This window comes from Ruegeria sp. O6, from assembly GCF_056535045.1.
Genome location: NZ_JBQERM010000006.1, coordinates 192591 through 219361, shown reverse-complemented (window position 1 = coordinate 219361; position 26771 = coordinate 192591). Strand labels below are relative to the sequence as shown.

Annotated in this window: 29 protein-coding genes and 1 other RNA gene; 21 read left to right on the top strand and 9 right to left on the bottom strand. The window is 58.2% G+C overall.

Annotated features, from left to right (window positions below):
* Positions 1–121 precede the first annotated feature (121 nt).
* Entirely contained in the window at positions 122–838 is a 717-nt protein-coding gene (locus ACR0DY_RS10670) for a DUF533 domain-containing protein (protein WP_480486393.1), read from the bottom strand.
* Between the two features lie 278 nt (positions 839–1116).
* On the opposite strand from ACR0DY_RS10670, the gene ACR0DY_RS10665 reads away from it, so the two are divergent.
* The 3 genes from ACR0DY_RS10665 (at position 1117) to ACR0DY_RS10655 (ending at position 3008) form a co-directional block, all read left to right on the top strand.
* Entirely contained in the window at positions 1117–1752 is a 636-nt protein-coding gene (locus ACR0DY_RS10665; RefSeq protein ID WP_480482006.1) for a DUF1326 domain-containing protein, read from the top strand.
* A gap of 14 nt (positions 1753–1766) precedes the next feature.
* On the top strand, positions 1767–2609 hold the full coding sequence (locus ACR0DY_RS10660; RefSeq protein WP_480486394.1) for a DUF2182 domain-containing protein: 843 nt from the start codon (positions 1767–1769) through the stop codon (positions 2607–2609).
* Positions 2610–2675: 66 nt separating this feature from the next.
* Positions 2676–3008, top strand: coding sequence for a GYD domain-containing protein (locus tag ACR0DY_RS10655; RefSeq protein WP_209504623.1), 333 nt, complete (start codon positions 2676–2678; stop codon positions 3006–3008).
* A gap of 6 nt (positions 3009–3014) precedes the next feature.
* Here ACR0DY_RS10655 and rnpB read toward each other — a convergent pair.
* The 5 genes from rnpB to gatC form a co-directional block, all read right to left on the bottom strand.
* Positions 3015–3412, bottom strand: an RNA gene (gene rnpB / locus ACR0DY_RS10650) — RNase P RNA component class A.
* Positions 3413–3536: 124 nt separating this feature from the next.
* Complete coding sequence (locus ACR0DY_RS10645) at positions 3537–4151, bottom strand: N-acetylmuramoyl-L-alanine amidase (RefSeq protein WP_480482346.1); 615 nt, start codon at positions 4149–4151, stop codon at positions 3537–3539.
* Between the two features lie 55 nt (positions 4152–4206).
* Entirely contained in the window at positions 4207–4911 is a 705-nt protein-coding gene (locus ACR0DY_RS10640; protein ID WP_480486396.1) for a hypothetical protein, read from the bottom strand.
* Between the two features lie 39 nt (positions 4912–4950).
* Complete coding sequence (gene gatA, locus ACR0DY_RS10635) at positions 4951–6438, bottom strand: Asp-tRNA(Asn)/Glu-tRNA(Gln) amidotransferase subunit GatA (RefSeq protein WP_480486398.1); 1488 nt, start codon at positions 6436–6438, stop codon at positions 4951–4953.
* Between the two features lie 3 nt (positions 6439–6441).
* On the bottom strand, positions 6442–6729 hold the full coding sequence (gene gatC / locus ACR0DY_RS10630; RefSeq protein WP_267365979.1) for an Asp-tRNA(Asn)/Glu-tRNA(Gln) amidotransferase subunit GatC: 288 nt from the start codon (positions 6727–6729) through the stop codon (positions 6442–6444).
* A gap of 228 nt (positions 6730–6957) precedes the next feature.
* On the opposite strand from gatC, the gene ACR0DY_RS10625 reads away from it, so the two are divergent.
* Both ACR0DY_RS10625 and ACR0DY_RS10620 read left to right on the top strand, forming a co-directional pair.
* The gene (locus tag ACR0DY_RS10625; protein WP_209504628.1) at positions 6958–7116 is read left to right on the top strand and encodes a hypothetical protein; all 159 of its coding nucleotides are present in this window, start codon (positions 6958–6960) and stop codon (positions 7114–7116) included.
* 157 nt (positions 7117–7273) lie between these two features.
* Positions 7274–7837 (top strand): DUF4202 domain-containing protein, encoded by a 564-nt coding sequence (locus ACR0DY_RS10620; RefSeq protein ID WP_480898229.1) that lies wholly within the window; start codon positions 7274–7276, stop codon positions 7835–7837.
* 75 nt (positions 7838–7912) lie between these two features.
* On the opposite strand, the gene ACR0DY_RS10615 is transcribed toward ACR0DY_RS10620, so the two are convergent.
* On the bottom strand, positions 7913–8584 hold the full coding sequence (locus ACR0DY_RS10615; protein WP_480898227.1) for a ceramidase domain-containing protein: 672 nt from the start codon (positions 8582–8584) through the stop codon (positions 7913–7915).
* Positions 8585–8643: 59 nt separating this feature from the next.
* Here ACR0DY_RS10615 and ACR0DY_RS10610 point away from each other — a divergent pair, with 59 nt between their 5' ends.
* Positions 8644–9336 (top strand): metal-dependent hydrolase, encoded by a 693-nt coding sequence (locus tag ACR0DY_RS10610; protein WP_480482020.1) that lies wholly within the window; start codon positions 8644–8646, stop codon positions 9334–9336.
* Positions 9337–9343: 7 nt separating this feature from the next.
* Complete coding sequence (locus tag ACR0DY_RS10605) at positions 9344–10315, top strand: adenylate/guanylate cyclase domain-containing protein (RefSeq protein WP_480545777.1); 972 nt, start codon at positions 9344–9346, stop codon at positions 10313–10315.
* A 25-nt stretch (positions 10316–10340) separates the two neighbouring features.
* Here the strand turns inward: ACR0DY_RS10605 and ACR0DY_RS10600 are convergent, their stop codons facing one another.
* Positions 10341–10799 carry a nucleoside deaminase gene (locus ACR0DY_RS10600; RefSeq protein ID WP_480545778.1) on the bottom strand — a complete coding sequence of 153 codons (459 nt, stop codon included), beginning with the start codon at positions 10797–10799 and terminating at the stop codon, positions 10341–10343.
* Between the two features lie 61 nt (positions 10800–10860).
* On the opposite strand from ACR0DY_RS10600, the gene ACR0DY_RS10595 reads away from it, so the two are divergent.
* From ACR0DY_RS10595 to ACR0DY_RS10530, 14 genes are all read left to right on the top strand, one after another.
* Positions 10861–11676, top strand: a complete 816-nt coding sequence (locus ACR0DY_RS10595; protein WP_480545779.1) for a pseudouridine synthase — start codon at positions 10861–10863, stop codon at positions 11674–11676.
* 175 nt (positions 11677–11851) lie between these two features.
* A complete protein-coding gene (locus ACR0DY_RS10590; RefSeq protein WP_480545780.1) occupies positions 11852–12766 on the top strand; it encodes a 5-bromo-4-chloroindolyl phosphate hydrolysis family protein in 915 nt (304 codons plus the stop codon).
* A 30-nt stretch (positions 12767–12796) separates the two neighbouring features.
* Positions 12797–13987 carry a toxic anion resistance protein gene (locus tag ACR0DY_RS10585; RefSeq protein ID WP_267365964.1) on the top strand — a complete coding sequence of 397 codons (1191 nt, stop codon included), beginning with the start codon at positions 12797–12799 and terminating at the stop codon, positions 13985–13987.
* A gap of 49 nt (positions 13988–14036) precedes the next feature.
* Positions 14037–14957: a DUF2927 domain-containing protein gene (locus tag ACR0DY_RS10580; protein WP_480538226.1), complete on the top strand. Its 921-nt coding sequence runs from the start codon at positions 14037–14039 to the stop codon at positions 14955–14957.
* 22 nt (positions 14958–14979) lie between these two features.
* Positions 14980–16125: an SPFH domain-containing protein gene (locus ACR0DY_RS10575; RefSeq protein ID WP_480545781.1), complete on the top strand. Its 1146-nt coding sequence runs from the start codon at positions 14980–14982 to the stop codon at positions 16123–16125.
* Between the two features lie 47 nt (positions 16126–16172).
* Positions 16173–17276 carry a TFIIB-type zinc finger domain-containing protein gene (locus tag ACR0DY_RS10570; RefSeq protein ID WP_480545782.1) on the top strand — a complete coding sequence of 368 codons (1104 nt, stop codon included), beginning with the start codon at positions 16173–16175 and terminating at the stop codon, positions 17274–17276.
* Between the two features lie 65 nt (positions 17277–17341).
* A complete protein-coding gene (locus ACR0DY_RS10565; RefSeq protein WP_480482033.1) occupies positions 17342–18010 on the top strand; it encodes a nitroreductase in 669 nt (222 codons plus the stop codon).
* 42 nt (positions 18011–18052) lie between these two features.
* Positions 18053–18490 (top strand): D-aminoacyl-tRNA deacylase, encoded by a 438-nt coding sequence (gene dtd / locus ACR0DY_RS10560; RefSeq protein ID WP_480475727.1) that lies wholly within the window; start codon positions 18053–18055, stop codon positions 18488–18490.
* The gene (locus ACR0DY_RS10555) at positions 18490–19593 is read left to right on the top strand and encodes a glycerate kinase type-2 family protein (protein ID WP_480482035.1); all 1104 of its coding nucleotides are present in this window, start codon (positions 18490–18492) and stop codon (positions 19591–19593) included. The genes dtd and ACR0DY_RS10555 overlap by 1 nt, the downstream gene beginning before the upstream one ends.
* A gap of 234 nt (positions 19594–19827) precedes the next feature.
* Positions 19828–21414, top strand: a complete 1587-nt coding sequence (locus ACR0DY_RS10550; protein WP_480482037.1) for an ABC transporter substrate-binding protein — start codon at positions 19828–19830, stop codon at positions 21412–21414.
* 15 nt (positions 21415–21429) lie between these two features.
* Positions 21430–22386, top strand: a complete 957-nt coding sequence (locus ACR0DY_RS10545; protein ID WP_209504642.1) for an ABC transporter permease — start codon at positions 21430–21432, stop codon at positions 22384–22386.
* On the top strand, positions 22386–23201 hold the full coding sequence (locus tag ACR0DY_RS10540; protein WP_209504928.1) for an ABC transporter permease: 816 nt from the start codon (positions 22386–22388) through the stop codon (positions 23199–23201). The genes ACR0DY_RS10545 and ACR0DY_RS10540 overlap by 1 nt, the downstream gene beginning before the upstream one ends.
* On the top strand, positions 23198–24835 hold the full coding sequence (locus ACR0DY_RS10535; protein WP_480486416.1) for an ABC transporter ATP-binding protein: 1638 nt from the start codon (positions 23198–23200) through the stop codon (positions 24833–24835). The genes ACR0DY_RS10540 and ACR0DY_RS10535 overlap by 4 nt, the downstream gene beginning before the upstream one ends.
* Positions 24836–24991: 156 nt before the next feature.
* The gene (locus ACR0DY_RS10530) at positions 24992–25828 is read left to right on the top strand and encodes an alkaline phosphatase family protein (protein WP_480545784.1); all 837 of its coding nucleotides are present in this window, start codon (positions 24992–24994) and stop codon (positions 25826–25828) included.
* A gap of 10 nt (positions 25829–25838) precedes the next feature.
* On the opposite strand, the gene ACR0DY_RS10525 is transcribed toward ACR0DY_RS10530, so the two are convergent.
* Complete coding sequence (locus ACR0DY_RS10525; RefSeq protein WP_480545785.1) at positions 25839–26762, bottom strand: alpha/beta hydrolase; 924 nt, start codon at positions 26760–26762, stop codon at positions 25839–25841.
* Positions 26763–26771: the final 9 nt, after the last annotated feature.

Sequence of the window (26771 nt, the reverse complement as noted above, 5' to 3'; positions counted from 1 at the left end):
CTCCTGCGTCCGGAAAGGCAGGGGCCTTTCGGTTGAATTCCTATGAGCGTGCGCTTTTACGCGCTACGCCGTGCATGTCAAGGCCAATCGGACGATCCCAGCCCAGGAATCGGGCACAGGTTCAACCCGGTAACGTTGGCGCACCCATATAGCTGTGAATCTGGTCCCTTTCACTGTCCGAAAGACCCAGCGCAGTGGACAATTGCCGCAAATATGCGGCCTCACGATCATTGTCCAACCGTATTGCCGCCAGAGATGTCGCATAAATCTGCGTTCTGAGCGGTGCCCCAGAATCAGCTGCCAGACCCATGACGTCGACAGGTGCGTTCAGTTGTTCCTGCACGAATGCGCGTTCCTCGTCACTGATGTCATCGCCCAACTCTCCGAGGATCGTTTCTTTCTCGTGCTCGTCCAGCTCGCCGTCTGCCTTTGCCGCCTGGATCATCGCCCGCAACATGAGCTTGGCCTGAGCTTCCATGGCAGCCCCGGCTGGTGTTCCGCCAAACACCGTCTCCATCATGTCGGTGGTCTGCTGGCTGCCAGTTCTGGCCGCCCCCTGCATCGCATTCAAAAGCCCGCCAAGACCGGCGGCACCTGCGGCACCTGCGGCACTGCCACCCAGCCCCATCTTACCCATCATGTCCTGAAGGCCTGTCGCACCTCCGGGAAGGCCGAACTGTTCGGCCATTTTGCCAAGCTGATCCATACCAAGGCCGCCGCCTGCGCCTTGCATCATGTCCTGCAAGCCAGCCATTCCGCCCATTTTCTGGTATTTCTCCATCCCCTTCGCAGCCGCGAAACCAACTGCAACGGACGCAAGTGTCTTCATAAAGCTCATGACAATCCTCCCGGTTTTTCAAAATATGCCCCAGTTCTATCAAAGGATTGCAAAGGCGAATACCACGTTCAACCCCCACGGGATTCCGGACTGAATTTCCAAGCCGATGAGGACCAAAAGACAGTGAGTAAGTTTGTACATATCACGATATCGTGATAGGTTTGCCGCAACTGATACGTCCAAGAGGCCAACTTCAGGCTCGACGACCAAGGCAGTGTGAACAGGTAATGCCCGCGCGGAGCAGTGTTGTTTTACGCAGCTTTTCTTGGGGGGCTATCATGACAGAATGGGTTATTCAGGGCGAAGAACTGGCCAATTGTAATTGCAATTTCGGCTGTCCCTGCCAATTCAGCGTTCTTCCATCACACGGAAATTGCGAGGCTGTTGTCGTTTTCGACATCGAAAGCGGGCATTATGGCGATACTGATCTGGCCGGTTTGCGGGCAGCAGGTGTTTATCACTGGCCGGGACCGATCCACGAAGGCAATGGTCAGATGCAACTGATCATTGACGAAAGTGCTACAGCCGAACAGCGCGCAGCATTGCAGGCCATCATGACCGGCGAAGACACCGATGAAATGGCGACCATGTGGTACGTTTACAGTGCGATGGCCCCGACGAAATATGATACGCTTTTTGTCCCAATCGAATTGAACTGGAACCGCGATGATCGTAGCGGCTACGCCAATGTTCCGGGGGTCTTCGACGTCGAGGTCAGCCCGATTCCACATATCGTATCGGGCGCCGCGCACAGGGCATCGATCCAGTTGCCGAACGGCTTTGAGTACCGCCACGCCGAGGCTGCCTCGGGGTCGGCCAAAACAACGGGCGGCGAAATCAGCCTTACCTTTGATGCCACGCACGCCCATCTCGCACATCTGAACCTCTCGGGTCACGGTGTTCTGGGCGCGTAGCCGGAGACCCTCTCATGACCAGACAGAGTGCGACAGCCCCTGCCGGGGCGATTGAGCGGCTGTTGAGGCAGGACAATGCAATCGTGTTGGGCAGCGTCCTTCTGATCATTCTTGCTGCCACCTGGTACACAGTTGCCGGCGTCGGGATGAAAATGTCTGCGGTCGAAATGACCCGCATGGCAGGCCCGGTTGGGGAGCCCATGCAGATGGGTTCCGCAACCGCCTGGAGCCTCGGTTACACTCTGCTCATCTTCCTGATGTGGTGGATCATGATGATTGCCATGATGACCCCAAGTGCCGCGCCAGCCGTGCTTTTGTTTGCAGCGACAAAGCGCATGGGCCCTGAGAAAGACCGCGCCGCAACGTTCAGCCTGTGTTTCCTGTTGGGCTATCTGGTGACCTGGGCTGCGTTCAGCCTGACTGCAACGGCATTGCAGTGGGGGTTGGAACATATCGGGCTGTCGAGCGGGCCGATGATGACAATCCGCTCTGGCCCCTTCGCGGGATGTGTTCTGCTGGCTGCCGGATTCTATCAGTTTTCAAGTTTGAAGAATGCGTGCCTTCGTCACTGCCAGAGCCCTGCAAGGTTTCTGGCCGGTCACAACCGGCCCGGACCCTTCGGCGCACTCAGAACCGGAGCCCTGCACGGCACGTATTGCCTGGGCTGTTGCTGGGCTCTGATGTTGCTGCTTTTCGTCGGTGGAATCATGAACCTCTACTGGATCGTTGGCATTGCCGCCTATGTTGCGCTGGAAAAGCTTCTGCCGACAGCCCGGTGGCTGGTGCCGGTGTCAGGTGTGGCGCTTATCGGCGCAGGTCTTTGGCACATCGCGGCACCGCTGATCTCCGGCATCTGACGCAAGACGGCCCCCGGGGCGGCTGACTGAAAGGCCCTGTGATTTCTCGTTAAAAAGGAGGTACCAATGCCTGTTTTCATTACCTACGCAACTTACTCGCAAGCTGGTGTCAAAGGCATGTTGCAAAAGCCCGAGAACCGAACCGGCCCAGTGAAAGCATTGCTGGAGAAAGTCGGCGGTCGACTGCTGTCCTTCTACATGACAACCGGCAGCAATGACGTGGTCGTGATCAGCGAAGCGCCAGACGGAACAGATGCTGTGGCGGTCGGCATGGCGGTCGCGGCATCGGGTGCGGTCACGAACATAGAAACGGTTCGAGCCTGGACTGCGGACGAGTTCGTTTCGGTCACTGAGAAAGCCGCAAGATTGGCGGGGACCTACACGCCGCCCGGAGGATAAGTAGATACGCGCGGAGGGCCTGTAAGCCGGATCTTGTTCCGGGGTTGCCCCCTTCGATGACCATTCCTCTAGGCCGTGCATTGCTGCACGGCTCAAGCTGCCAACCCGGTCCCTCTCGGCCAAGACGCGCTTAGCGGCGGTATCGGCTTGCGCCGACCGGCCCGCGCGGGGACCCTATTTGGCATTGCTCCCGGTGGGGCTTGCCGTGCCGCCACTGTTGCCAGCGGCGCGGTGGGCTCTTACCCCACCGTTTCACCCTTACCCGGGGCCGAGGCCCTGGGCGGTCTGATTTCTGTGGCGCTTTCCGTCGGGTTGCCCCGCCCGGGCGTTACCCGGCACCGTTGTCTTGTGGAGTCCGGACTTTCCTCTCGGGCATACGCCCCAGCGGCCATCCGGCCCTCCGCGCCTGGGCTGGGTAGGCTTTGCGGTCTGCGGCGTCAAGAGCTGACAGGTCCGAGAAGGGGCCAGCCCCTTCTTGGCCTGCGGCCAATTCAACCCCGGGATATTTTTGGCCAGATGAAGAGCGGATCAGGTTGTTGTGTCCGACGGGGTGACCGCATTCATATCCGCCATGTCCAGCGGACCTTTCGCCCAGGGGCGAAATCGCAATCGGACAGCGGCCAGCAGTTTTGCATCGTCCACGGGGGCGGTGAAACCTGCCATCCGAGCAGAGGCGCGAAATGCTTCTGCATCGGGTGACATCGGATCAACTCCTGTGCCGCGCGGTTTGGCCAGCGCTTGCTTTTCGAGCCTGTTCCAGTCGAAGCGCGGCCCAGGATCGCATTTACGGCCGGGCGCCATATCGGAATGCCCAATGACCCCGGACGACGCAATGGACCAGCGGGTCATGATCAGGGGCAACAACTGTTCCAGCACCGCCATTTGCGGCTGCGAGAACGGATGTTTGCCGGTGTTATCCAGTTCAATCCCGACCGAGCGCGAGTTGATGTCGTCCTTGCCGTCCCATTCCCCTGCGCCGGCATGCCAGGCGCGATCTTCTTCACGCACCATTTGCCACAGGGTGCCATCACCCCCGATCAGGTAATGAGCCGAAACTTCGGAAGCCGGGTCGCATAGGCGATCCAGAGCCGCCTGCGCACCGTCCATGGCCGTATAGTGGATCACGATCAAGGATGGCACCATCCCGCCCCGGCGCTTGCCGAAATTCGGAGACGGATGCCAGATCGGCGTTAAGGCGTCAGTTGTTAACGGCACTGCGGAACGGGCTGGGGTCCCAGCCACAGGCATAGCCGTCGCCATCCGGGTCCAGACCCTTGCGGTCACGTTGCGGACCGCCGTTGGACAGGAATTCGATCTGAGCCTGATCCGGTGACGGGAATTGCGCGCAGTTCCGCTGTGACTTGGCTTGCAGGTTGAAACCGGAACGGCTGTAGAGTTGTGTGCCCACCGGATTGGAGGTGCTCAGCGCATATTGTACGATATTCGGTTGGCCGCTCGCCGTGCGCTCAGGCACGGCGGTTGGAGCGACGACTTTGTAGGTCTGGCGGTTTTGCTCAATCCGGGCGGCATCGGATTGGATGCTGCGCCTCTCGGACACGGCTGCGAAGTCCTGCTCGTCAGAGATTGCGCTGCTGTTGGAGCCGGAAGACGGCGACGCGGAGACCGAGGATTGCCCGGACGTGCTGGCCAACGCTGCGGCGGTCTGGTTGGCGATGTCCGCATTCTCACCTGTTGCAAAGGTCGATGATCCCGGTGTGCCCAGTGGTTGCTGGGAAACATCGACCGGAGCCAGCAGCGGATTGACCGCCCCGCCCTGGCCCGCCAATTGAGCCTCGCGCTGCGCCTGATATTCAGGCGTGTTGAAACCCGTGCTGGTCAACGGCGCGACATTGGTGCAGGCCGCAGCCAGTGTCAGGGCCGGGACCAAAAGCAAAACACGCATTGTTTGGCTCCGTCTTCAGTAATTCACTTGCCCGAAGGCTTACCACCATTTGCCGGGCTTGGCCACAAAACCGGCTGCGGTTTCCAGCGCATAAGCGGTGTTGAGCAAGTCACCTTCTTCCCACGGGCGCCCGATCAGCTGCAACCCCAAGGGAAGACCTTGTGCATCCAGCCCTGCGGGGACCGAGATACCGGGCAAGCCAGCGAGGTTCACGGTAACCGTAAAGACGTCGTTCAAATACATTTGAACAGGGTCCGCCTCGGTCATTTCCCCCAGACCGAAAGCCGCCGAAGGGGTTGCCGGTGTCAGAATGGCATCGATGCCTGCGGCGAACACGTCTTCGAAGTCTTTCTTGATCAGGGTCCGGACCCGGCGCGCGCGATTGTAATAGGCGTCATAGAAACCTGCGGACAGCACATATGTGCCGACCATCACGCGGCGCTGCACCTCGGGGCCAAAACCTTCGGCGCGGGTCTTTTCGTACATCTCGGTGATGCCATCGCCCTGCGCGAGCTGTGCACGGCGACCATAGCGAACACCGTCATAGCGGGCGAGGTTCGAAGATGCCTCGGCCGGGGCAATCACGTAATAGGCGGGCAGCGCGTATTTGGTGTGCGGAAGCGAGATATCGACAATCTCGGCCCCCGCGGCTTTCAGCATCGCTGCGCCATCGGCCCAGAGTTTTTCGATCTCGGCGGGCATACCCTCCATACGGTACTCTTTCGGGATACCGATCTTCTTGCCCTTGATGTCACCGGTCAGCATGTCCTCGAAATTTGGGACCGCCAGTTCGGCACTGGTCGAATCCTTGGGGTCATGCCCGCACATGGTTTCCAGCATGATCGCTGCATCACGCACGTTCTTGGTCATTGGTCCTGCCTGATCCAGCGAGGACGCAAAGGCGACGATACCCCACCGCGAGCAACGACCATAGGTGGGTTTGATGCCCGTGATGCCAACGAAGGCCGCAGGCTGGCGGATCGAGCCTCCGGTGTCGGTACCTGTCGCAGCCAGGCACAAATCAGCAGCCACGGCAGACGCAGACCCGCCAGACGAGCCGCCCGGTGTCAGTTGCGCATCATCGTTGCCACGGCGCCACGGGCTGACCGCATTGCCATAGGTCGATGTTTCATTGGACGATCCCATGGCGAATTCGTCCATGTTCAGTTTTCCCAGCATCACCGCGCCTGCGTCGGCCAGTTGCTGAGAAACGGTGGATTCGTATTCCGGCTTGAACCCTTCCAGGATTTTCGACGCCGCCTGCGACGGCACACCCTTGGTGCAAAACAGATCCTTGATGCCGATCGGCAGGCCACACATCGACGGTGCGTCGCCACGCTGGATCCGCTCATCCGCAGCCTTGGCGCGCTCCATTGCAAGTTCGGGTGTCTTGTGGACAAAGGCGTTCAGCGCATCTGCCTCGTCAATGGCTTTCAGGCAGGCGTCGGTCAGCTCGACAGAAGTGACGTCACCTGAGCGCAGCGCATCGCGCGCCTCGGCCAGACCCAGTTTGTTCAGCTCGCTCATGTCTTACTCCACCACTTTGGGAACTGCGAAGAACCCTTCGCGGGCGTCAGGGGCGTTGGCCAGCACCTTGCCCTGCTGGTTGCCGTCGGTCACCTCGTCCTTACGGCGTTTCAGCCGCATCGGCGTGACCGAGACCATCGGCTCGACACCTTCGACATCCACTTCGTTCAGCTGTTCGATGAATCCGAGGATGGTGTTGAACTCGGATGCCAGCGCCGGCAGCGCGTCATCCTCGACCTTGATCCGGGCCAGTTTGGCCACTTTGGCGGCGGTGCTTTGGTCAATCGACATCGGCTTCCCTCATCTACGTTATGGGGCGTTTACCTGTCTGTCGCGGCAGTCGCAAGACCGCTGCGCCATGGGCCGTCCCGAGTTTAAGTTCCGCCGCATGACACCCGCCATTCAAAACTGAATGAGTGGTATGCAAAAAAGTAAACTAATTAGTTCAATATTGACCTTGAAAACTGAACTGTACTGTTCATTTCTAGTTGTGCGACACAACGCAAACCGGAGAAAAACATGAAACCCCTGATGATTGCCGCAGTCTTGTCCGCCACCTTTTTGGCCGCACCGGCCATGGCCCTGGGTATCGACACAAGCAACCTGACACGCACTTTGACCTTCCCCTCGCCCGTGACGGAACCGGTCACTCAGGACAAGGTTAAACCTGCAAAGTGATGCGCAGGTTCCGGCTGGGTCGGATTTCCCCTCTCCGACCCGGCCAAAGCGCATATTCGAGGGTGCACAGCCCAAAGCGAGTCGTTAGCATTGCTGCAAATACCAAAAGGGAACTGCATAAGGCACTTGCGGTTCTGACAAGCAAGTGGAGCAGCTGATGAACACGCAAAAACAAGCGGTCCTGGATGCCATCGATGCGGCGAACGCAAATGACCCCAATCGCGATGATGGCCGCCCCGAAGCGCGGCTTTACGGCGAGCGCATGAGCGCAGAGCTTGACCGCCTGTTTCCGGGCGCGTCCGACGCCTTGCAGATTGCAGCGCGTGGTCAACATGTCGAGCGGTGGAAACTTGCCCGCAATGAATTCCCAGAAGGTCGGGCGGGTTATCTGGCCTGGCGCAAGGCGCAAGGTGTGCATCACGCGGACGTGGTGATGAGTTTGATGACCCAAGAAGGCTATGACGCTGAGCAGGCCGAAGCCGCGGGTCGCATGTTGCGCAAGCAAGGCATCAAACGCGATGCAGAGGTGCAGGCGCTGGAAGATGTGATCTGCTTTGTGTTTCTGAAATGGTATTTCCAGCCCTTTGCGGCGAAACACTCAGCCGAGAAAATCCAGAGCATTGTTGAAAAGACTGCCCGCAAGATGTCGCCTGAGGGCCGCGCACGGGTCTTGAGCGAATTCAACCTGCCCGATCATCTGGCCGCAGCCTTCAAGGACTGAGAAAGCTCTGCGCAGCTTCACTGACAGCCAGCCCAAGTCTGAAGGATGGTCTCGACAGGCCTCCGTGCCGTATGCTCATGACCCATGAGTTTGGGTGACATGACCCCTGATGAGAGCCGCACAATATACTTCGATCATCCAGCCCAACATGATGGCATTCAGGATATGCCACATGAAGTGTGTCCCCACGGGCCATTGACCACAGAGACGCATATCGAGGGCACGGAAGGTTATCGACAGGATCAGGATCAACGCCCCGATTATCAGTCCTTTGGCCAGAATCGGATCACGGCCGCGCAAAAGAACAGCATAGATCAGGATCAGCAAAGGGACCGGCGCATAAACCGCCGACCCTCCAAGCCCCGGAACCTGTTGGAACAGTGGGACAGCAGCCGTCGCATAGGGAAGAAAAAGAAGCATTCCCCCGAGCGCCACCCCCAAAGGCATCCTCCAGATGTCTTTATTCACCGCAAAAATATAGACCAATATGAACAACAGTATGGGCGCGACATCCGCCAAAGCCGCCCATACCTGCGCATGCGTGTGGAACAGGTAACTGCCAAACCCGATGATCGCCAGAAGCGCCACCAAAACCTTGGCCAGCGGCATGTTCTGATTGCGCACCCGCCGCCACATGACCCATGCGCAAATCAGAAAAGCAGCGTTTGTGACCGCGTTAACGGGCTCGGCCCAGTAGGCTGGAGACAGCCGCTCGCAGTACCCGTCTATTTCACGAAACCAATCCATGGAAATTTACTTATCCGATGTTAGGCTGCCGCCAACAGAATGATTGGGAGGAAATAATTATGAACATTATCTGGTTGGGCCATGGAAGTTTCCGTATCGAAACCCAGGGACAGGTGCTGCTAATCGACCCCTGGCTGACCGGCAACCCGGTCTTGCCCGAGGAACAGCATGACGCCGCCGTTGATGGCGCCACCCACATCCTTCTGACCCATACGCATTTTGACCATGTCGTCGACGTTCTGCCTTTGGCCAAACACCTGAAGATTCCGGTTGTGGGACAATATGACCTGATGGGGTACTGGGCCGAAGCCGAAAGCATCGAGACCATTGGTTTCAACAAGGGCGGCACGGTCAACCTGAACGGGGTCAAGGTAACAATGGTCCCGGCCTCTCACAGCTCGACCTTTTCGACACCGGACGGCCTGCGCACAGGCGGCAGCGAGGTCGGCTTCATGATCAGTGCCGAGGGGCGCATGCTTTATGTTTCAGGTGATACCGACATCATGGCCGACATGGACTGGATGGGGGATTACTACAAACCCGATGTCGGCATCCTGTCAGCGGGCGGGCATTTCACCATGGATATGAAAGCTGCCGCCTACGCCGCCAAAAGATACTTCAACTTCAAGACGGTAATTCCCTGCCACTACAAGACCTTCCCGATTCTTGAGCAATCCGCTCAGGCGCTGGCAGGTGCTTTGCCGGGTGTAGACGTCATCGAACCGCAGGTTATGCAGGCGATAAAGCTGTAGGGATGATATGACCAGCGACATTGTCCCTTCACCGGAACTGATCGCAGTTGTACGGCGATGGAATCAAGCCGTTCATGACAAGGATCGGGCTGTGCTGGTCAATATGCTGTCATCCTCGGAACACCTGCGGTATCAGGGCTCGGCGGATGAAGAGGCATGGTCCGGGCAGGTGTTTCGGCGTGGCTTCGCCGATCACACCAACGAAATCCCGGACTATGACTGGCAGGAACATTCGCTGGAAGCGTTTGAATGTGGGGATGTAGGCTGGGCATTTTGCGAAGCGACGCTGACCTTTCATTCGAACGGCAATTCAGCCTGGCACCGCTTTACATTTGTTCTGCATCTGGAAGACGGCGTCTGGAAAATGGTGCAGCTGCATGTGTCTAACCCGACCTCGAACATGGAAAAGATCGGCATCGAGCATTCGGTGTTGAATGCACTGATCGAAGCCGCAAAACAGGAGTTCACACAGGATCAGACCGAGGGAACCGCTTCGGTCATGTTCACTGACATTGTCGGGTCGTCAGATATCATCCGGCACTTGGGTGACAAAAAATGGGCCCAGCTTATTTCCGGTCATTTTGATCTGGCTGAACACCTTATCCAAGTCCATCAGGGACGGCTGGTCAAATCCCTTGGGGATGGCACGATGTCGATCTTCCCGACGGTCCAGGATGCGATTCAGGCAGCAATCGAGCTGCAAAGAAAGAACGCATTGGCAAATTCCGAAACACCTCTGGGTCTGCGGATTGGAATTCATACCGGCGACGTCATACAGAAAGATGAGGATTTCTTCGGGTCCGTCGTCAATAAGGCCGCGCGCGTGACAGACGTAAGTGGCCCGAATGAAATTCATGTCACCGACGTGACCAGATTGCTGGTCAGCCCGGAGGGCGGTCTGAGATTTAGCTCGCCAAAATCGGTCGCACTGAAAGGGTTCGGCGGGCAGCAGACAGTGTATCGCCTGGACTGGAACTGACAGTGGCCGTCCTGTCAGATCACGGTCATTTTTCTATTCGTTTTTCCGCGAAAAAATCCAGCATCAGGATTTCACATTCTTTGGCGGCTATGCCGTCATAGACCTCGGGCTTGTGATGCGCTTGCGGGTGGGAAAAAACCCGCGCGCCATGGGCCACGCCGCCGGATTTGGGATCGGACGCCCCATAGTAAACGCGCCGGATGCGCGCGGCCGCCAGTGCCGCTGCACACATGGCGCAGGGTTCCAGTGTCACATAGATATCAAATCCGGGCAGTCTTTCAGATCCGGCATAGGCACAGGCCGCGCGCAAAGCCAGGATTTCTGCATGCGCCGTAGGATCGTTCAACTCACGAGTCCGGTTTCCTGCCACCGCCACAACAGAGCCGTCCGGCCCGACTATGACCGCACCAACGGGCACTTCGCCGCGATCCGCTGCTGCGCGCGCCTCACACAGCGCCTGTTCCATATGCGATTTGAACACCATGCCCCTGACTGCATCAGAAACCTGCCTTTCGCAAGCGCGCGGGATAGGGTATGGCCCAGACATGAACAAGACCCCTCCTCCTGGCGACCGGATCGCCAAAGTCCTGGCCCGTGCTGGCGTCGCGTCGCGGCGCGAGGCCGAGCGCATGATCGAAGCTGGCCGCGTGGCCGTGAATGGCAAGACCATCGACAGCCCCGCCCTGAACGTGACGGCGAAAGACAAGATCGTGGTCGACGGCAAACCGGTCTCGGAACCGGAACCCTCGCGTTTGTGGCTGTATCACAAGCCTGCTGGGCTGGTTACGACAACCCGCGACGAAAAAGGGCGCGATACGATTTTCGACAAGCTGCCCGAAGACATGCCTCGGGTGATGAGCGTTGGTCGGCTTGACCTGAATTCCGAAGGTCTGCTGCTGCTGACTAATGATGGTGCTATCAAGCGCAAGCTCGAACTGCCCGCGACCGGCTGGTTGCGCAAATACCGTGTGCGGGTAAACGGCCGCCCGAAAGACGAAAATTTCGAACCTCTGCGCAAAGGTCTGGTGATTGAGGGAGAGCGGTTCCAGCCGATGACCGTCACGCTGGATCGCCAGCAAGGGGCCAATGCCTGGCTGACCATCGGTCTGCGCGAAGGAAAGAACCGAGAAATCCGTCGGGCCATGGAAGATATCGGTTTTAATGTGAACCGTTTGTTGCGGGTTTCTTACGGCCCGTTCCAATTGGGCAATCTGAAGCCGGGCGAAGTCGAAGAAATCCGCCGCCGCGTTATGCGCGATCAACTTGGGCTGGATTCGGATGCCAAACCCGAAGCGGCCCACAAACGCCCGACGCGACCACAAAGAAAACGCCCGCCCATCGGCAAGAATCCCCGCAAGTGATGCAGGTTCGGCAACCTTCCCCCTAGCGCCAAGCCTGCGTATCCCCTAAATTTTCTGTGATTGCTGCTATTTGGGGAGCGTGATGTCCGGAAGCGGAGTGCAAAAATTCGCCTACGCCGTATTGCTGGTGCTTTTGTTTGGCGTGTGCACAGGCGTGCTTGGAGGCTTGTAACGCATGGCAAAGCGATTTGGCGGCAAATACAGCCCTCAGGATGATAAGTCCGGCGACACTCTTCAGCCCCGTGGGCAATTCGATGGCGCGCGGGTCGAACCTGCGGGCGCGCGTGCCAATGTCCTGTTCATACCGGCCATCCCATTGGTGTTTCTGTCGCTGAACGATGGCGCGATTGGCATGACCATAGGTCTGATCGCAGCTGGCCTGCTGACGGCAGCTGCGTTCTTGCTGCGCGAAGGTCTGCGGGCCGAAGCCGCGTTTAACGCCCGTAAGGCTGCCCGCCGGCCTGCGTTTCCCCGTAAAATCTTTGCCAGCCTTCTGACAGGTCTGGGCGCCGCTCTTGCGTCCTACCGGACCGAGTTTCTGAATGCGGAAACGGCGTCGCAAGTCAGCCTGCTTGCCCCTGTCTTGTTCGGCGCTGCAGCAACGGTGCTGCATTCGGCCTCCTTCGGGTTTGACCCGATGAAGGACAAGGGCATGGAAGGAATTGACACCTTTCAGCAAGACCGCGTTGCCCGGGTCGTTGAGGATGCGGAAAACCGTCTTTCCGAGATGACGGACGCCATCAAACGCGCGGGTGATCGCCGGATCGAAGCCCGTTTGGAACGGTTTCAGGACACCGCACGTGACCTTTTTCGAACGGTCGAGGAAGACCCCCGCGATCTGGCGGGCGCGCGAAAATACATGACGGTTTATCTACAGGGCGCGCGTGATGCGACGGTCAAGTTTGCCGATGTTTACGCCCGGACCCGTGATGCCCAGGCGATGACAGACTATGTCGCCTTGCTGGATGATCTGGAACAGAATTTTGCCGCGCGTACGCGGAAAATGCTATTGGATGACCGCAGTGATCTGACGGTCGAAATCGACGTGCTGCGCGAAAGACTGCAGCGCGAAGGCGTCCGGTTGGACTGACCGGCCATTATTTGAGCGAGGAACATCCCCATGTCCGATGAGATCAAGAACAAGGCGGCTCAGGCCGAAACACTGGTGCAGGAAGTCACCGCAGTTGCCCTGCCCGAACCAAAGGCCGAGGTTATCTCGCTTGAAGAAGCCGATGAACCCGTGAGTGCCGAGATCCGCAAGCGCATGGACGAGATCGACATGGGCAACACCAACTCGATTGTTGCTTTCGGGTCTTCCGCTCAGGCCGAATTGCAGGAAATCAGTCAGGCCATGCTTGCGGATGTGCGCAACAAGGATGTTGGCCCGGCAGGTGACAGCCTGCGCAATATCGTGACCACGATCCGCGGATTTTCGGTCAGTGAGCTGGACGTGCGCCGCGAGCGTAGCTGGTGGGAAAGGCTGCTGGGCAGAGCCGCACCATTTGCGAAATTCACCGCTCAGTTCGAAGAAGTTCAGGGGCAGATCGACCGCATTACTGACGATCTTCTGGGACATGAACATACACTGCTCAAGGACATCAAATCGCTGGACCTGCTGTACGAGAAAACTCTGGGTTTCTACGATGAACTGGCGCTGTATATCGCGGCGGGTGAAGAAAAGCTGACCGAGTTGGACAGCCATGACATCCCCGAAAGGGAAGCCGCCGTTCAGGCCGCGCCAGAAGAAGAACAGGTGATGAAAGCACAGGAACTGCGTGACATGCGCGCCGCGCGTGACGATCTGGAGCGCCGCGTGCACGATCTGAAACTGACCCGTCAGGTCACGATGCAGTCGCTTCCGTCGATCCGGCTGGTGCAGGAGAACGACAAGTCGCTGGTCACAAAGATCAACTCGACGCTGGTGAACACCGTGCCGCTATGGGAAACGCAACTGGCACAGGCCGTCACCATTCAGCGCAGCGCCGAAGCTGCTGCCGCGGTGCGCGACGCCAACGATTTGACCAACGAGCTTTTGACTTCGAATGCTGCCAATCTGCGCCAGTCGAACAAGATGATCCGCGAGGAAATGGAACGCGGCGTGTTCGATATCGAAGCTGTCAAAAAGGCCAACGCAGACCTGATCGGCACCATCAACGAAAGCCTGGCCATTGCGGATGAAGGAAAAGCCAAACGTGCCGCGGCCGAGGCCGAGCTGCAGAAGATGGAGGCGGAACTGCGCGACACTCTGGCATCCGCCAAGGCGCGACGAGACGGGACCGGCGACAACGCCGGAACCGCTGTCCCCGGCTGAGGCTGAACTGGGCGTGCGGGATATTACATATCTGAAACTGGGGTTGGGGATGGCGGCGTTTTTGGCTTTGGCCAATTGCGATGAAACACTGACATCCTCGATTGCGCCGCAAGCGCGCCCGGCGCCTGTTTCTATTGCGGCGAATGCCTATGTACCGCCCTCTGCCGCAAGTCAGGATCTGGCGCGGTTTTACCAGCGTGTCGAACGCGACCTTTTGGTGCGGGGGTTATTGCGGACAGACGGGGGCGGGCCCGATACGCCTTATGATGCCCAGGATCTGGCGCGAAATTTCGAAGCGATTGCGTTCTACAGCGAATATCCGACCCAAAACGTTTCCATCGGGTCGCGCCAGACAGACGGGCAGCTCAGCCGTTGGTCGGGGCCGGTGCGCATCCAGACTGAGTTTGGGCCTTCCGTGCTGCCTGCTGTACGGGAACAGGATGCGGAACGGGTTCAATCCTTTGCTTCGCGCCTGGCGAGGCTGACGGATCATCCGATTTCCGTGGTCTCCCGAAACGCTAACTTCCACGTCTTTTTCGCGGGCAAGGACGACAGCACCTATGTGGTGTCCCGACTGAAACAGCTGATCCCGAATATCAGTCAGGCTTCGCTTGATTTGGTCGCAAATCCGAGATCGAATTTCGATTGTTTTGTTTTTGCCTCGGCGACAACGGCGTCTCCGTACAAATATGTGCGCGCCGTTGCGTTGATCCGGGCCGAGCTGACCGATCTGGTCCGCCGCAGCTGTATCCACGAAGAAATCGCACAGGGGCTGGGATTGTCGAACGACAGCCCGGCAGCGCGCCCATCGATCTTCAATGATGATGACGAGTTTGCCCTGCTGACGAGCCATGACGAAAAACTGCTGACAATGCTTTATGACAAGCGGCTGGAGCCAGGCGTGACAGTCGATCAGGCCCGCCCCATCGTGCATGTCATTGCCCGGGAAATGATGGGGCAACCGCTCTGACACCAAGGACAGGAGAACCCAAATGGGAATATTCGATTTTCTGACCGGAGAATTCATTGACGTCATCCATTGGGTTGACGACACTCGCGACACCATGGTCTGGCGGTTCGAGCGTGAAGGCCATGAAATCAAATACGGTGCCAAGCTGACTGTGCGCGAAGGTCAGGCGGCCGTATTTGTGCATGAAGGGCAGTTGGCGGATGTGTTCACGCCAGGTCTCTATATGCTAGAGACCAACAACATGCCGATCCTGACCACATTACAGCACTGGGATCATGGCTTTCAGTCGCCGTTCAAGTCCGAGATCTACTTCGTCAATACGACCCGGTTCAACGACCTGAAATGGGGGACCAAGAACCCGATCATGCTGCGCGACCCCGAGTTCGGGCCGACCCGCATACGCGCCTATGGTACCTATACCGTTCGGGTCAAAGACCCGGCCAGGTTCCTTGTGGAAATCGTCGGAACCGACGGCGAATTCACCATGAGCGAGATCAGCTTTCAGGTCCGCAACATCATCGTGCAGGAGTTCAGCCGCGTTATTTCGGGGTCAGGTATTCCTGTATTGGACATGGCGGCGAACACGGCTGATCTGGGCAAATTGATCGCGACTGAAGTTTCCCCGGTGTTGGAAGGCTATGGGCTGGAGATGCCGGAATTCTACATCGAGAATATTTCGCTTCCTCCGGCGGTCGAGGCCGCATTGGACAAGCGGACCTCGATGGGATTGGCCGGAGATCTGGGCAAATTCACACAGTATTCCGCAGCAGAGGCAATGACGGCTGCGGCCAGCAACCCCAGCCAAGGCGGTGGCATGGGCGCAGGTCTTGGCATGGGAATGGGCATGGCGATGGCACAGCAGATGTCAAACATGGCAGCGGGCCAGCCGAGCGGCCCGTGGGGATCGCCCGCCCCCGCTGCCCCACGTCCGGCAGCTCATACGGCCCCGCCGCCGCCGCCGGTCGAGCATGTTTGGCATATCGCCGTGGATGGGCAGACCAGCGGCCCATACTCCAAAGCCAGGATGGGCCGAATGGCCAGCGAGGGCGATCTGACGCGCGACACTTATGTCTGGACCGCGGGCCAGGACGGCTGGAAAAAGGCCGGTGACGTGCAGGAACTGGCGCAACTGTTCACCATTCTGCCGCCACCGCCGCCGGGGGCCTGACCGAAACGCGATACTCCTCCATCTGACCTGACACTATTGGGTAACGTATGACACACGCCCCTGACTTTGCAGAGCACCGCTTTCCCTGCCAGCAATGCGGTGCGGATTATCGGTTCAGCCCTAGCAATGGTACGCTGACATGTGATCATTGTGGTCATTCGGAACCAATCGGATCGGGCCCCTGGCAAGGTGCCAGCCTGCGCGAACTGGATTTTGACGCGGCCATTGCGGACCGTCTGCCTGACAGCGAGCTGGAACAGACCCGCGTTCTGTCCTGTCCGAACTGCGCAGCCCAGGTTGAATTCGACCCCAACACGCACGCTGCGGAATGCCCGTTCTGTGCCACGCCGGTGGTAACCGACACCGGCGTGAACCGGCATATCAAGCCGAAGGGCGTTCTGCCTTTTGCTTTCGACGAGCGCGAGGCGCATAAGGCGATGAGCGATTGGCTGGGGCGGTTATGGTTCGCGCCCAACGGGCTGAAGGACTATGCCCGCAAGGGCCGCAAGATGCAGGGCATTTATGTGCCGTACTGGACCTTTGATGCCGACACCAAATCCGCCTACCGTGGTGAGCGCGGCGTGATCTATTATGAAACCCACACTGTGATGCGGGACGGTAAACGGGTTCAGCAACAGGTGCCAAAGGTGCGCTGGTCGCCCAAATCGGGTCGTGTTGCGCGTTTTTTTGACGATGTCCTGGTGCTGGCTTCGCAGTCGTTGCCCAAGGCTTACACTGACGCGTTGCAGCCTTGGGATCTGCCGGCACTTGAACCTTACCAGCCAGAATACCTCGCCGGATTTCGCGCCGAGGCATATACAGTTGAACTAAATGAGGGCTATACCGAGGCCCGCGCGCATATGGCGCGCGTGATCGAACGGGATGTTCGCTTCGATATTGGGGGTGACAAGCAGCGTATCCACGCGGTGGACACCGAGGTGCGCGATGTCACCTTCAAACATATTCTGCTGCCGATCTGGATGGCGGCTTACAAATATCGCGGGCAGACCTATCGATTTGTGGTGAACGGTCGAACCGGGCGGGTTCAGGGGGAACGTCCCTGGTCAGCCATCAAGATCACGATTGCCGTTGTTCTGGGCCTGCTTGTTGCCGGGGTTGTCGGGTATCTGGCAGCCAACGGGCAGCAATAGCAACTGCTTGTACATCTCGCGCGGCATGATCATCCTGAGGGTCGGAACATAACAACGAGGCGCTAGTGTCATTCGCAGAACTGAATAACCTTCTGGAGAAACGCCAATCCTGCCGGGCCTTCCTGCCCGACCCTGTACCAAAGGAGCAGATCGAACAAATCGTGGCCAGCGCGGCCCGGGTCCCAAGCTGGTGTAACGCGCAGCCGTGGCAATTGGTGATCACAAGCGGCGCAGAGACCGACAGGTTCCGCGCGGCGATGCAAAACGAAGCTGAAACAGGCGCACCGGCCCCCGATCTTCCGTTTCCCGCGTCATATTCAGGCGTCTATCAAGACCGCCGCCGCGCGTGCGGTTGGGCGCTCTATGAAGCAGTCGGTGTGGAACGCGGGGACCGGGCAGGATCGGCCCAACAAATGATGCGCAATTTCGCTCTGTTCGATGCACCGCATTGCGCCATCGTCTCAAGCCCGGCGGAACTTGGGCCATATGGCGCAATGGATTGCGGAGGGTTTGTTACGGCTTTCTCGCTGGCAGCGCAGGCGTTGGGCGTGGCAACCATTCCTCAGGCCGCATTAGCTGCGTATGGCCCGTTCCTGCACAGATATTTTCAGATCCCGAAAGACCGTCTGATCCTGTGCGCGATTTCCTTTGGGTATTCAGACAGAAAGCATCCCGCAAATAACTTTCGCACAGATCGTGCCGCGCTGGGTGACTTTGTCGACTGGCGCGGCTAAACCATCGCTCAGGCAAGATAATCGCCAAGGGGGGGGAACCGCGTGCGCGCATTGCTGCAAAGAGTTTCGCAAGCCAAAGTATCGGTCGATGGCAATGTCATTGGCGCATCCGGTCCGGGGCTTTTGATTCTTGTCTGCGCCATGCAGGGGGACGATGAAGCCCAGGCTGAAAAACTGGCCCGGAAAACCGCCAGACTCAGGATTTTCAAGGACGATGCGGGCAAGATGAACCGCTCGCTTCTGGATGTAAAAGGGTCAGCCTTGGTGATCAGCCAGTTTACATTGGCGGCAGATACAACAAGCGGTAACAGGCCGGGGTTTTCAACTGCAGCACCGCCCGAACTTGGCGAGCATCTGTATAATACCTTCGCAAACTACCTTGCTGCGCAAGGTGTAGCGGTGGAAACTGGACAATTCGGGGCCGACATGGCCGTTGAACTTGTCAACGACGGACCGGTCACAATCTGGGTGGAGACTTGATGGATACTGAAAAGCAAGCCGTTCAACTTTGGCGCGCCGGGGTTGAGGCCGTTGACGGATACACCGCCACCGAGGCCGCCCTGCACGACATCCCGAAACCGGACCGTATTCTGGCCGTAGGCAAGCCCGCCGCCGCCATGGCACGGGCGGCGTTGGCGCGGTTCGGCACGATTCCCACGCTTGTTGTGACCAAGGACGATCACGGCCGTGACTTGCCGGACACTGTCGAGGTGATCGAAGCCTCGCACCCGGTTCCGGACAACCGCAGCCTTGCAGGCGGGCGCGCTCTGCGTGCTGCGCTGGAGCAGATGGAACCCGGATCACATGTGCTGCTTCTGGTGTCGGGTGGCGCGTCTTCGTTGGCCGAGGACCTTTTGCCCGGAAAATCGCTGAGCGATCTTGAAGCGTTGAACCGCAAGTTACTGTCAGAGGGAATGGACATCGGCGCTATGAACGCTGAGCGGCGCAAACTGTCCCGCATCAAAGGCGGGGGGTTGCTGTCGCACTTTGCGGGCGCGCGCGCGACCGTTCTGGCCATCTCGGACGTACCGGGCGACGACCTCAATGTCATTGGATCGGGTGTCGGCGCTTTGCCTTCCAGCCACACATTTGAGGCCGTCACGCGGATCGTGGCCTCGAACGCCCATGCCCGCAGTGCGGTTGTACAAGCCGCCGAAGCGGCTGGGCTAAAGGTTTGGGCCGATGAAGAGGCGCTGCATGACGACTATCTGAAGGTTGCCGCACATCTCGGCCAACTGCTGCGCGGCATGGAAAAGGGCGTGATGGTCTTCGGCGGAGAGCCGACAGTGGTCTTGCCCGATCACCCTGGGCGCGGTGGGCGAAACCAGGCGCTGGCACTTGCACTGGCGCAGGAGATTGCCGGGCAGCCAAACCTTACAGTTGTTGTCGGCGGCACGGACGGCACAGACGGGCCGACCAATGCGGCAGGGGGAATCATTACCGGCGCAACATGGAGCGAAAGCGGGATAACCGCCCTTCGAAATGCTGACAGCGGATCGTTTCTGGAAAAAGCCCAAGCCTTGCTGACAACCGGGCCAACCGGCACCAATGTCATGGACCTGGTTGTCGCAATACGTGGATGAATTGACGCATATCGCACCGCGCCGTACCGCAAAGGCTCGGAAACTGGCCTGAAACAGAATTGTATCATAGTATTCTTGTGGAAAGGGCATCGCGCCAAACAAGGTTACTTGCGCTTCGGCCTTCGGCATCTAGGAGAAATACCCTTGCCCGGTCCGCCGAAATAAGCCAACGTTGACTCATGCGTCAACAAAAACCCGAAAAGGGTTAAAACCACTCGATAGGGAGAATAATCGATGAACGAACAAATCACGCATATGGCCGGTCAGGTCACAGCCGGAAAAATGACCCGCCGCGAATTCATGGGGAAAGCCGCGGCTCTGGGTGTTTCGGCTGCGATGGCCAGCACAATGTTCGCGGACGCCGCTCGGGCTGCTGGGCCGAAAAAGGGCGGTGATTTGAAATTTGGTCTTCAGGGTGGTGAATCCACTAACTCTCTGGACCCAGCGACCTACGCAAGCTCGGTTCCCTTCCAGAACGGCAAACAGTTTGGTGACCAGCTTGTTGAAGTTGCACCAGACGGCTCGATCGAGCCGCGTCTGGCGGAAAGCGTTGAAGGCAGCGCCGACGCTAAGGTTTGGACTTTCAAGCTGCGTCAGGGTGTCGAATTCCACAACGGCAAGACTATGACCAGCGAAGACGTGCTGAAAACCATGCAGCGCCACTCGAACGAAGACTCCAAGTCCGGTGCCCTGGGCATCATGAAGGGCATTGAGTCAATGAAAGCTGACGGCGACAACTTCCAGGTCACCCTGACCGAGCCAAACGCCGACCTGCCCTATCTGATGGCCGATTACCACCTGATCATTCAGCCTGATGGCGGTATGGATAATCCGGGGGCAGGTATCGGGACTGGACCGTACAAATTGGAAGTTGACGAACCCGGTGTGCGTCACTTGTTTACAAAGAACGAAAACCACTGGAACAGCGATTACGGCAATTTCGACAGTGTCGAAGTCATCGTCATCAACGACGCAACTGCGCGTACCGCTGCCCTGCAATCCGGACAGGTCCACGCGGTCAACCGCGTGGAACCCAAAGTTGCCGACCTGTTGGGCCGCGCACCCAACCTGACCGTACATTCTACCGCTGGTCGCGGTCACTATGTCTTCATCATGCATTGCGACACGGCACCGTTTGATAACAATGAACTGCGCACCGCGCTGAAATACGCCATCAATCGGGCTGACCTGGTAGACAAGGTTCTGCGAGGCTACGGTTCGATCGGTAATGATATGCCGATCAACGCGGCCTACCCACTGTTTGACGAAACAATCGAGCAGCGCGAGTTCAGTGTCGAAAAGGCGGCCGAGCACTACAAAAAGTCTGGCCATGATGGCTCGCCGATTATCCTGCGTGTTGCAGATGGTGCCTTCCCAGGTGCTGTCGACGCCGCAGCTCTGTTCCAGCAGACGGCCGCTCAGGCTGGTATCCCGCTGGAAATCAAACGTGAGCCCAACGATGGCTACTGGTCCGAAGTCTGGAACGTCCAGCCCTTCTGTGCGTCGTACTGGGGTGGTCGCCCTGTACAAGACCAGATGTATACTACCGCTTACCTGTCAACTGCGGATTGGAACGACACTCGTTTCAAAGTTCAGGCCTTTGACGATCTGTTGTTTTCGGCGCGTGCAGAACTGGATGCAGAAAAGCGCAAAGGCATCTATAGCCAGATGGGCCGTATGGTCCGCGACGAAGGCGGCTTGATTTGCCCGATGTTCAACAACTTTGTTGAAGGCGTCAGTAATCAGCTGGATGGTTGGGAATCAGACCCGAACCAAGAGATGATGAACGGCAACATGTCCCGCAAAATGTGGTTCGTCTAAAACGGGCCACGGATCATGCATCCTATCATCAAACTGGTTTCCCAGCGCCTTGCGCTGGGACTCCTATTGCTGTTTGGCGCTTCGGCTCTGATTTTTGGCCTGACCGAAGCCCTTCCCGGAGACGCAGCGCAAGCCGTCCTGGGGCAGTCCGCAACCCCAGAGGCCCTTGCAAACCTTCGCGAAGAAATGGGCCTGAACCGGCCTGCCCTGACCCGCTATTTCGAATGGCTGGGCGGTATCGTTCAGGGTGATCTGGGTCAGTCCCTGACCAACAAGCTCGACATTGCTGAAAGCATTGGCAAACGGTTGGGCAACACATTGTTTCTGGCATGCGCCGCGGCCGTGGTTTCGGTTCCCCTTGCCATCTTTCTGGGCCTGCTGGCAGTCCGCTACCGCAACCGCTGGCCAGACAAGCTGATCTCTGCCATCACATTGACAACGGTTTCGATCCCCGAATTTCTGATCGGTTATGTGGTGATCTACTATGTCTCGGTAAAGCTGGGCTGGTTTTCCTCGCTTGCGATGATCAATGACTCGATGTCATTTGGGCAAAAACTCAATGCGATCGCGTTGCCCGCATTCGTGCTAACACTGGTGGTTCTGGCGCAGATGATGCGCATGACCCGCGCAGCGATCCTCAACCTGATGCAGTCGGCCTATATCGAAACGGCGGAACTAAAGGGGTTGTCGAACTTTCAGGTCATTGCGCGACATGCCTTTCCGAACGCGATCTCACCCATTGTAAACGTGGTGATGCTAAACCTGGCCTATCTGGTTGTGGGTGTTGTCGTAGTCGAAGTGGTGTTCGTTTATCCCGGCATGGGACAATACCTGGTGGACTCGGTGACCAAGCGTGACGTGCCGGTCGTGCTGGCGTGTGGTGTGGTCTTTGCCGCCGTCTATATCGGGCTGAACATGGTGGCCGATATCGTATCGATCCTGGCCAACCCAAGACTGAGGCATCCGAAATGATGAAGAATATTCCAATTTCGGCGATGATCGGTCTGTTTTTCACAGGTCTCTATTTCTTTGTCGCCTTGGCCGCACCTTTGATTGCACCATACGGTATGGCCGAAGTGGTTGGCGATGTGTGGGAGCCATCAAGCGCCGAACACCTGTTGGGCACCGACAATATCGGTCGGGATCTACTGACACGCATGATCTATGGCGGGCGCACCACCATCTTCATTGCTGCTGCGGCTACGATCCTCAGCTTTGTAACCGGCACGTCGCTGGGTTTGCTGGCTGCGGTTCTGGGCGGTTGGGCCGATCAGGTGCTCAGCCGGGCAGTTGATCTGGTTATGTCGATCCCGACGCTGATCCTGGCGCTGGTCATTCTGGCCATCGTCCCGGTGACGGTTCCGATCCTGATCCTGGTGATGGGGCTTCTGGACGCGACCCGCCCGTATCGCCTGTCGCGGTCGGTTGCTGTCGACATCAACGTGATGGATTATGTCGAGGCGGCCAAATTGCGCGGCGAGGGCCGTGCCTGGATCATCTTCCGCGAAATCCTGCCAAACGCCCTGTCACCGCTAGTGGCCGAGTTTGGGCTGCGGTTCATCTTTATGGTTCTCTTCATCTCGACCCTTTCGTTTCTGGGGCTGGGCGTTCAGCCACCGCTGGCCGACTGGGGCGGCATCGTGAAGGAAAACAAGGACGGCATCGTGTATGGCATTGGCGCAGCGCTCTACCCCGCCGTGGCCATCGCGACGCTCGCGATTTCGGTCAACCTTGTGGCTGACTGGATCCTGAACCGAACCACATCGCTGAAAGGAGGTCGGGGATGAGTGATACCCTTCTCAAGGTCCGTGACCTCAAGATCGGTGCGACCGTTTACCCACCGGGTGAGAAACCCCATGACATCGAAATCGTGCACGGGGTCAGTTTTGACCTCGAACGCGGCAAGGTGCTGGGGCTGATCGGAGAATCCGGTGCCGGGAAATCCACCATCGGCCTCGCTTCCATGGCCTATGGCCGGGGTGGTGTTGAAATCACCGGCGGCGAGGTTTGGGTAAATGGGCGCGATATCCTGAAATCATCCCATGGCGATATCCGCAATCTGCGCGGGGGTGAGGTTGCGTATGTGTCGCAATCCGCTGCCGCGTCGTTCAATCCGGCCAAGAAGATCATGGATCAGGTTGTAGAAGCTGCGGTCGAGCACAAGAAGTTTTCGCGAAAAGAGGCCGAAGGCCGCGCGCGGGAACTGTTCGCCAAACTAGGTCTACCCGACCCGGATAATATCGGTGACCGCTACCCGCACCAGGTTTCAGGCGGACAGTTGCAGCGATGCATGACGGCGCTGGCGCTGTGCCCTGAACCCGATCTGGTGGTGTTCGATGAACCCACCACGGCGCTGGATGTGACCACGCAGATCGACGTGCTGATGGCGATCAAAGAAGCCATTCGCGATACCGGTGTTGCTGCTCTTTACATCACGCACGACCTTGCGGTCGTGGCGCAGGTCAGCGACGAAATCATGGTTCTGCGGATGGGAAATACGGTTGAATACGGGTCAACCGATCAGATCATCAACAACCCGCAGGAAGAGTACACGCAAGCTCTGGTCTCGGTCCGTTCGATCGAGCACGAAGAAAAACAGCCCACAGCGGAACCACTGTTGAGCGTTGACGGTATCACCGCACGTTACAAGGGGTTGAATTTCGACGTGCTGCACAACGTCAATGTCGAGCTTCATCCGGGGCAGACGCTGGCAGTTGTGGGCGAATCCGGTTCTGGTAAGTCGACACTCGCCCGGGTGATCACCGGCCTGTTGCCGCCGCGCGATGGCGAGATTACGTTTGCCGGACGCAAACTTTCGCCTGATCTTGCCGGACGATCCCGCGAGGACCTGCGCGAGTTGCAGATGATCTATCAGATGGCTGACGTGGCAATGAACCCGCGCCAGACCGTCGGCACGATCATCGGGCGCCCGCTGGAGTTCTACTTCAACATGCGCGGTGCCGAAAAACGCAAACGGGTTGTCGAGTTGCTGGACGAGATCGAGTTGGGCGAGAAGTTCATCGACCGTTACCCAGCCGAGTTGTCCGGTGGCCAGAAGCAACGCGTGTGTATCGCGCGGTCTTTGGCGGCCAAGCCCAAGATGATCATCTGCGACGAGGTGACATCGGCACTCGACCCGCTTGTGGCGGACGGTATCCTCAAGCTGCTGCTGGATTTGCAGAAGATCGAGGATGTGGCCTACCTGTTTATCACCCACGATCTGGCGACGGTTCGGGCGATCAGCGACAGCATTGCGGTGATGTATCAGGGACGCGTGGCGCGCTATGGCCCAAAGAGCCAGGTGCTCAGCCCGCCATTCGACGACTATACAGACCTGCTGCTGAGCTCGGTGCCCGAGATGCATCTGGGTTGGCTGGAAGAGGTCGTTGCCCATCGCAAAATGGAAAGCGCGGGGAACTGATCTCTGCGCCTGTAACATCACTTTGAAGAAATGGATTCCCGGCGTTTTGCATCTTGGCTGACGTCGGGAATTTATTATTTGGGACGCGATTTGACAGGCGCGTGGTTTCAACTCGCGTATCGTCCCCATGAAATACTCAGATCAAAAGGCCGAACCATGGACCGTAAACTACTATTGATCATCCTTGACGGAGTACCATACCGGAATTTCCGCCGCCTGTTCGGCAACCTCGAAGGCTGGGTCGACAGCGGCGAAGCTCGGGTGTGGAAGCACCGCGCGGTGCTGCCTTCAACTTCGGCCAGTTGCTATGCATCGATCCATACGGGCGTAACCCCGCAAGAACACGGCTGCACCGGAAACGGCAACGTTTTTCGCCTGAGCCACAAGGATATCTTTAGCCAGGTACGTGAGGCCGGCGGCGTGACTGGGGCAGTAACGCACAGTTTTTGGTCGCAGTTCTTCAACCGTCACCCGTTCGACTATGTGCGGGACGTCGAATATGACGAGCCAGAGAGCCAGACCATCAATCACGGTCGCTTTCACAGCATGACCGGTTACGGCAAAGACAATCAGATGACCCCGTCCGACGTCGATCTATTTGCGACCCTGACCAATCTGTGTCTGCGCTTTGGGTTGGACTATGGAATCCTGCACACCTGCACACTGGACAGCATGGGTCACCGTTTCTATCACGACTGCGAGGAAATGGATCATGCCTGTTTTGTTGCAGACGAGATGCTGGCCCCGTTCATCCCACGCTGGCGCCAACTAGGGTATGAGGTGATCGTCACCGCCGATCACGGTCAGGACGAGCGCGGACACCACGGTGGGCGCAGCCCACTGCAACAGGAAACCGCGCTGTATTACTTCGGTGATGCCGACGGGCCTGACACGGAAACCGTAATCGACCAGATCCAATTGGCCCCGACCATTCTGAACCGTTTGGGTGCACCCCTCGCAGAGACGATGAAGGCTAAGCCTTTCCTGAAGTAGCTGGCTGGCGTCAGTCGTAGGGCCAGATTTCTTGCCCAAGTGCTTCGATTGCGATCGAGATCCGTTCGAAACTGTCTGCTGCGCGCTTTACCGAGGTTCGCGCGCGCAGGTACCCATGGACAAGGCCAGGTTCGTTGATCCAATGGGCCAGACCACCAGCTGCGCTGATCCGCTCGCAATAGTCCTTCCCGTCATCACGGAGCGGATCACAATCAGCAGTAATCACAACAGTAGGCGGCAGTTTCGAGAAATCATTGTCCTGTAAGGGCGCGTAAGTCGGATCGCCCTGAGGCGGGGTACCTGCGTATCGGACGGTTTCGTAGAATTTAATATCGTCCAGTGTCAGTAAAGGAGCATGGGCGTGCTCAAGATATGAGCCGCGCGATTGGTCTCCGCCAAAACCGGGGTAGATCAGCACCTGCCCCAGTATATTGTCCAACCGCCCGCGCGCATGGTGGGCGATAGCTGCTGCCAGATTTCCTCCCGCACTATCCCCGGCCAGAACAAGCGGGTCGCCATACTCAGCCGCCGCCCATTTCACAGCCGTCCAGCAATCCTGGAACTGCGCCGGATGCACATGTTCAGGGCACAGCCTGTAGTCAACTGAAACGACGCGGTATCCCGTTTGGGCACAGAACTCGGCACAGACATCATCATGGCTGTCCAGCCCGCCAACAACAAAGCCACCACCATGAAAATAGACGACCGTTCTGGTCGGATGTCCGGCGGTATAATGGCGGACCGGCACGCCATCGGCGTACAGGTCCTGGGTTTCGACACCGGCAGGGCGCGGTTGGCGAAACTGCTCGCACATCGTGTCATAGACGCGACGCTGGTCCTCGATGGACAAATCGACCGCATCATCCGGATAGCTTTCGGCCGTGCGGCGTATGAACGCCCAGGTTTCTTCGTCGATCAGGCGTTCATAGTCCATTGTTCCTCC

What these genes read in the sequence shown, in the direction of transcription:
- ACR0DY_RS10615 (WP_480898227.1), bottom strand. Translation starts at nt 8,584, where the DNA reads ATGGATTGGTTTCGTGAAATAGACGGGTACTGCGAGCGGCTGTCTCCA.
- ACR0DY_RS10595 (WP_480545779.1), top strand. Translation starts at nt 10,861, where the DNA reads ATGAACAAGACCCCTCCTCCTGGCGACCGGATCGCCAAAGTCCTGGCC.
- ACR0DY_RS10600 (WP_480545778.1), bottom strand. Translation starts at nt 10,799, where the DNA reads ATGGTGTTCAAATCGCATATGGAACAGGCGCTGTGTGAGGCGCGCGCA.
- ACR0DY_RS10645 (WP_480482346.1), bottom strand. Translation starts at nt 4,151, where the DNA reads ATGGTGCCATCCTTGATCGTGATCCACTATACGGCCATGGACGGTGCG.
- ACR0DY_RS10665 (WP_480482006.1), top strand. Translation starts at nt 1,117, where the DNA reads ATGACAGAATGGGTTATTCAGGGCGAAGAACTGGCCAATTGTAATTGC.
- ACR0DY_RS10545 (WP_209504642.1), top strand. Translation starts at nt 21,430, where the DNA reads ATGCATCCTATCATCAAACTGGTTTCCCAGCGCCTTGCGCTGGGACTC.
- ACR0DY_RS10660 (WP_480486394.1), top strand. Translation starts at nt 1,767, where the DNA reads ATGACCAGACAGAGTGCGACAGCCCCTGCCGGGGCGATTGAGCGGCTG.
- ACR0DY_RS10670 (WP_480486393.1), bottom strand. Translation starts at nt 838, where the DNA reads ATGAGCTTTATGAAGACACTTGCGTCCGTTGCAGTTGGTTTCGCGGCT.
- ACR0DY_RS10605 (WP_480545777.1), top strand. Translation starts at nt 9,344, where the DNA reads ATGACCAGCGACATTGTCCCTTCACCGGAACTGATCGCAGTTGTACGG.
- ACR0DY_RS10555 (WP_480482035.1), top strand. Translation starts at nt 18,490, where the DNA reads ATGGATACTGAAAAGCAAGCCGTTCAACTTTGGCGCGCCGGGGTTGAG.
- ACR0DY_RS10575 (WP_480545781.1), top strand. Translation starts at nt 14,980, where the DNA reads ATGGGAATATTCGATTTTCTGACCGGAGAATTCATTGACGTCATCCAT.
- ACR0DY_RS10590 (WP_480545780.1), top strand. Translation starts at nt 11,852, where the DNA reads ATGGCAAAGCGATTTGGCGGCAAATACAGCCCTCAGGATGATAAGTCC.
- ACR0DY_RS10580 (WP_480538226.1), top strand. Translation starts at nt 14,037, where the DNA reads ATGGCGGCGTTTTTGGCTTTGGCCAATTGCGATGAAACACTGACATCC.
- ACR0DY_RS10540 (WP_209504928.1), top strand. Translation starts at nt 22,386, where the DNA reads ATGAAGAATATTCCAATTTCGGCGATGATCGGTCTGTTTTTCACAGGT.
- ACR0DY_RS10525 (WP_480545785.1), bottom strand. Translation starts at nt 26,762, where the DNA reads ATGGACTATGAACGCCTGATCGACGAAGAAACCTGGGCGTTCATACGC.
- ACR0DY_RS10535 (WP_480486416.1), top strand. Translation starts at nt 23,198, where the DNA reads ATGAGTGATACCCTTCTCAAGGTCCGTGACCTCAAGATCGGTGCGACC.
- ACR0DY_RS10610 (WP_480482020.1), top strand. Translation starts at nt 8,644, where the DNA reads ATGAACATTATCTGGTTGGGCCATGGAAGTTTCCGTATCGAAACCCAG.
- ACR0DY_RS10585 (WP_267365964.1), top strand. Translation starts at nt 12,797, where the DNA reads ATGTCCGATGAGATCAAGAACAAGGCGGCTCAGGCCGAAACACTGGTG.
- ACR0DY_RS10620 (WP_480898229.1), top strand. Translation starts at nt 7,274, where the DNA reads ATGAACACGCAAAAACAAGCGGTCCTGGATGCCATCGATGCGGCGAAC.
- ACR0DY_RS10530 (WP_480545784.1), top strand. Translation starts at nt 24,992, where the DNA reads ATGGACCGTAAACTACTATTGATCATCCTTGACGGAGTACCATACCGG.
- ACR0DY_RS10640 (WP_480486396.1), bottom strand. Translation starts at nt 4,911, where the DNA reads ATGCGTGTTTTGCTTTTGGTCCCGGCCCTGACACTGGCTGCGGCCTGC.
- ACR0DY_RS10655 (WP_209504623.1), top strand. Translation starts at nt 2,676, where the DNA reads ATGCCTGTTTTCATTACCTACGCAACTTACTCGCAAGCTGGTGTCAAA.
- ACR0DY_RS10570 (WP_480545782.1), top strand. Translation starts at nt 16,173, where the DNA reads ATGACACACGCCCCTGACTTTGCAGAGCACCGCTTTCCCTGCCAGCAA.
- gatA (WP_480486398.1), bottom strand. Translation starts at nt 6,438, where the DNA reads ATGAGCGAGCTGAACAAACTGGGTCTGGCCGAGGCGCGCGATGCGCTG.
- ACR0DY_RS10550 (WP_480482037.1), top strand. Translation starts at nt 19,828, where the DNA reads ATGAACGAACAAATCACGCATATGGCCGGTCAGGTCACAGCCGGAAAA.
- gatC (WP_267365979.1), bottom strand. Translation starts at nt 6,729, where the DNA reads ATGTCGATTGACCAAAGCACCGCCGCCAAAGTGGCCAAACTGGCCCGG.
- ACR0DY_RS10625 (WP_209504628.1), top strand. Translation starts at nt 6,958, where the DNA reads ATGAAACCCCTGATGATTGCCGCAGTCTTGTCCGCCACCTTTTTGGCC.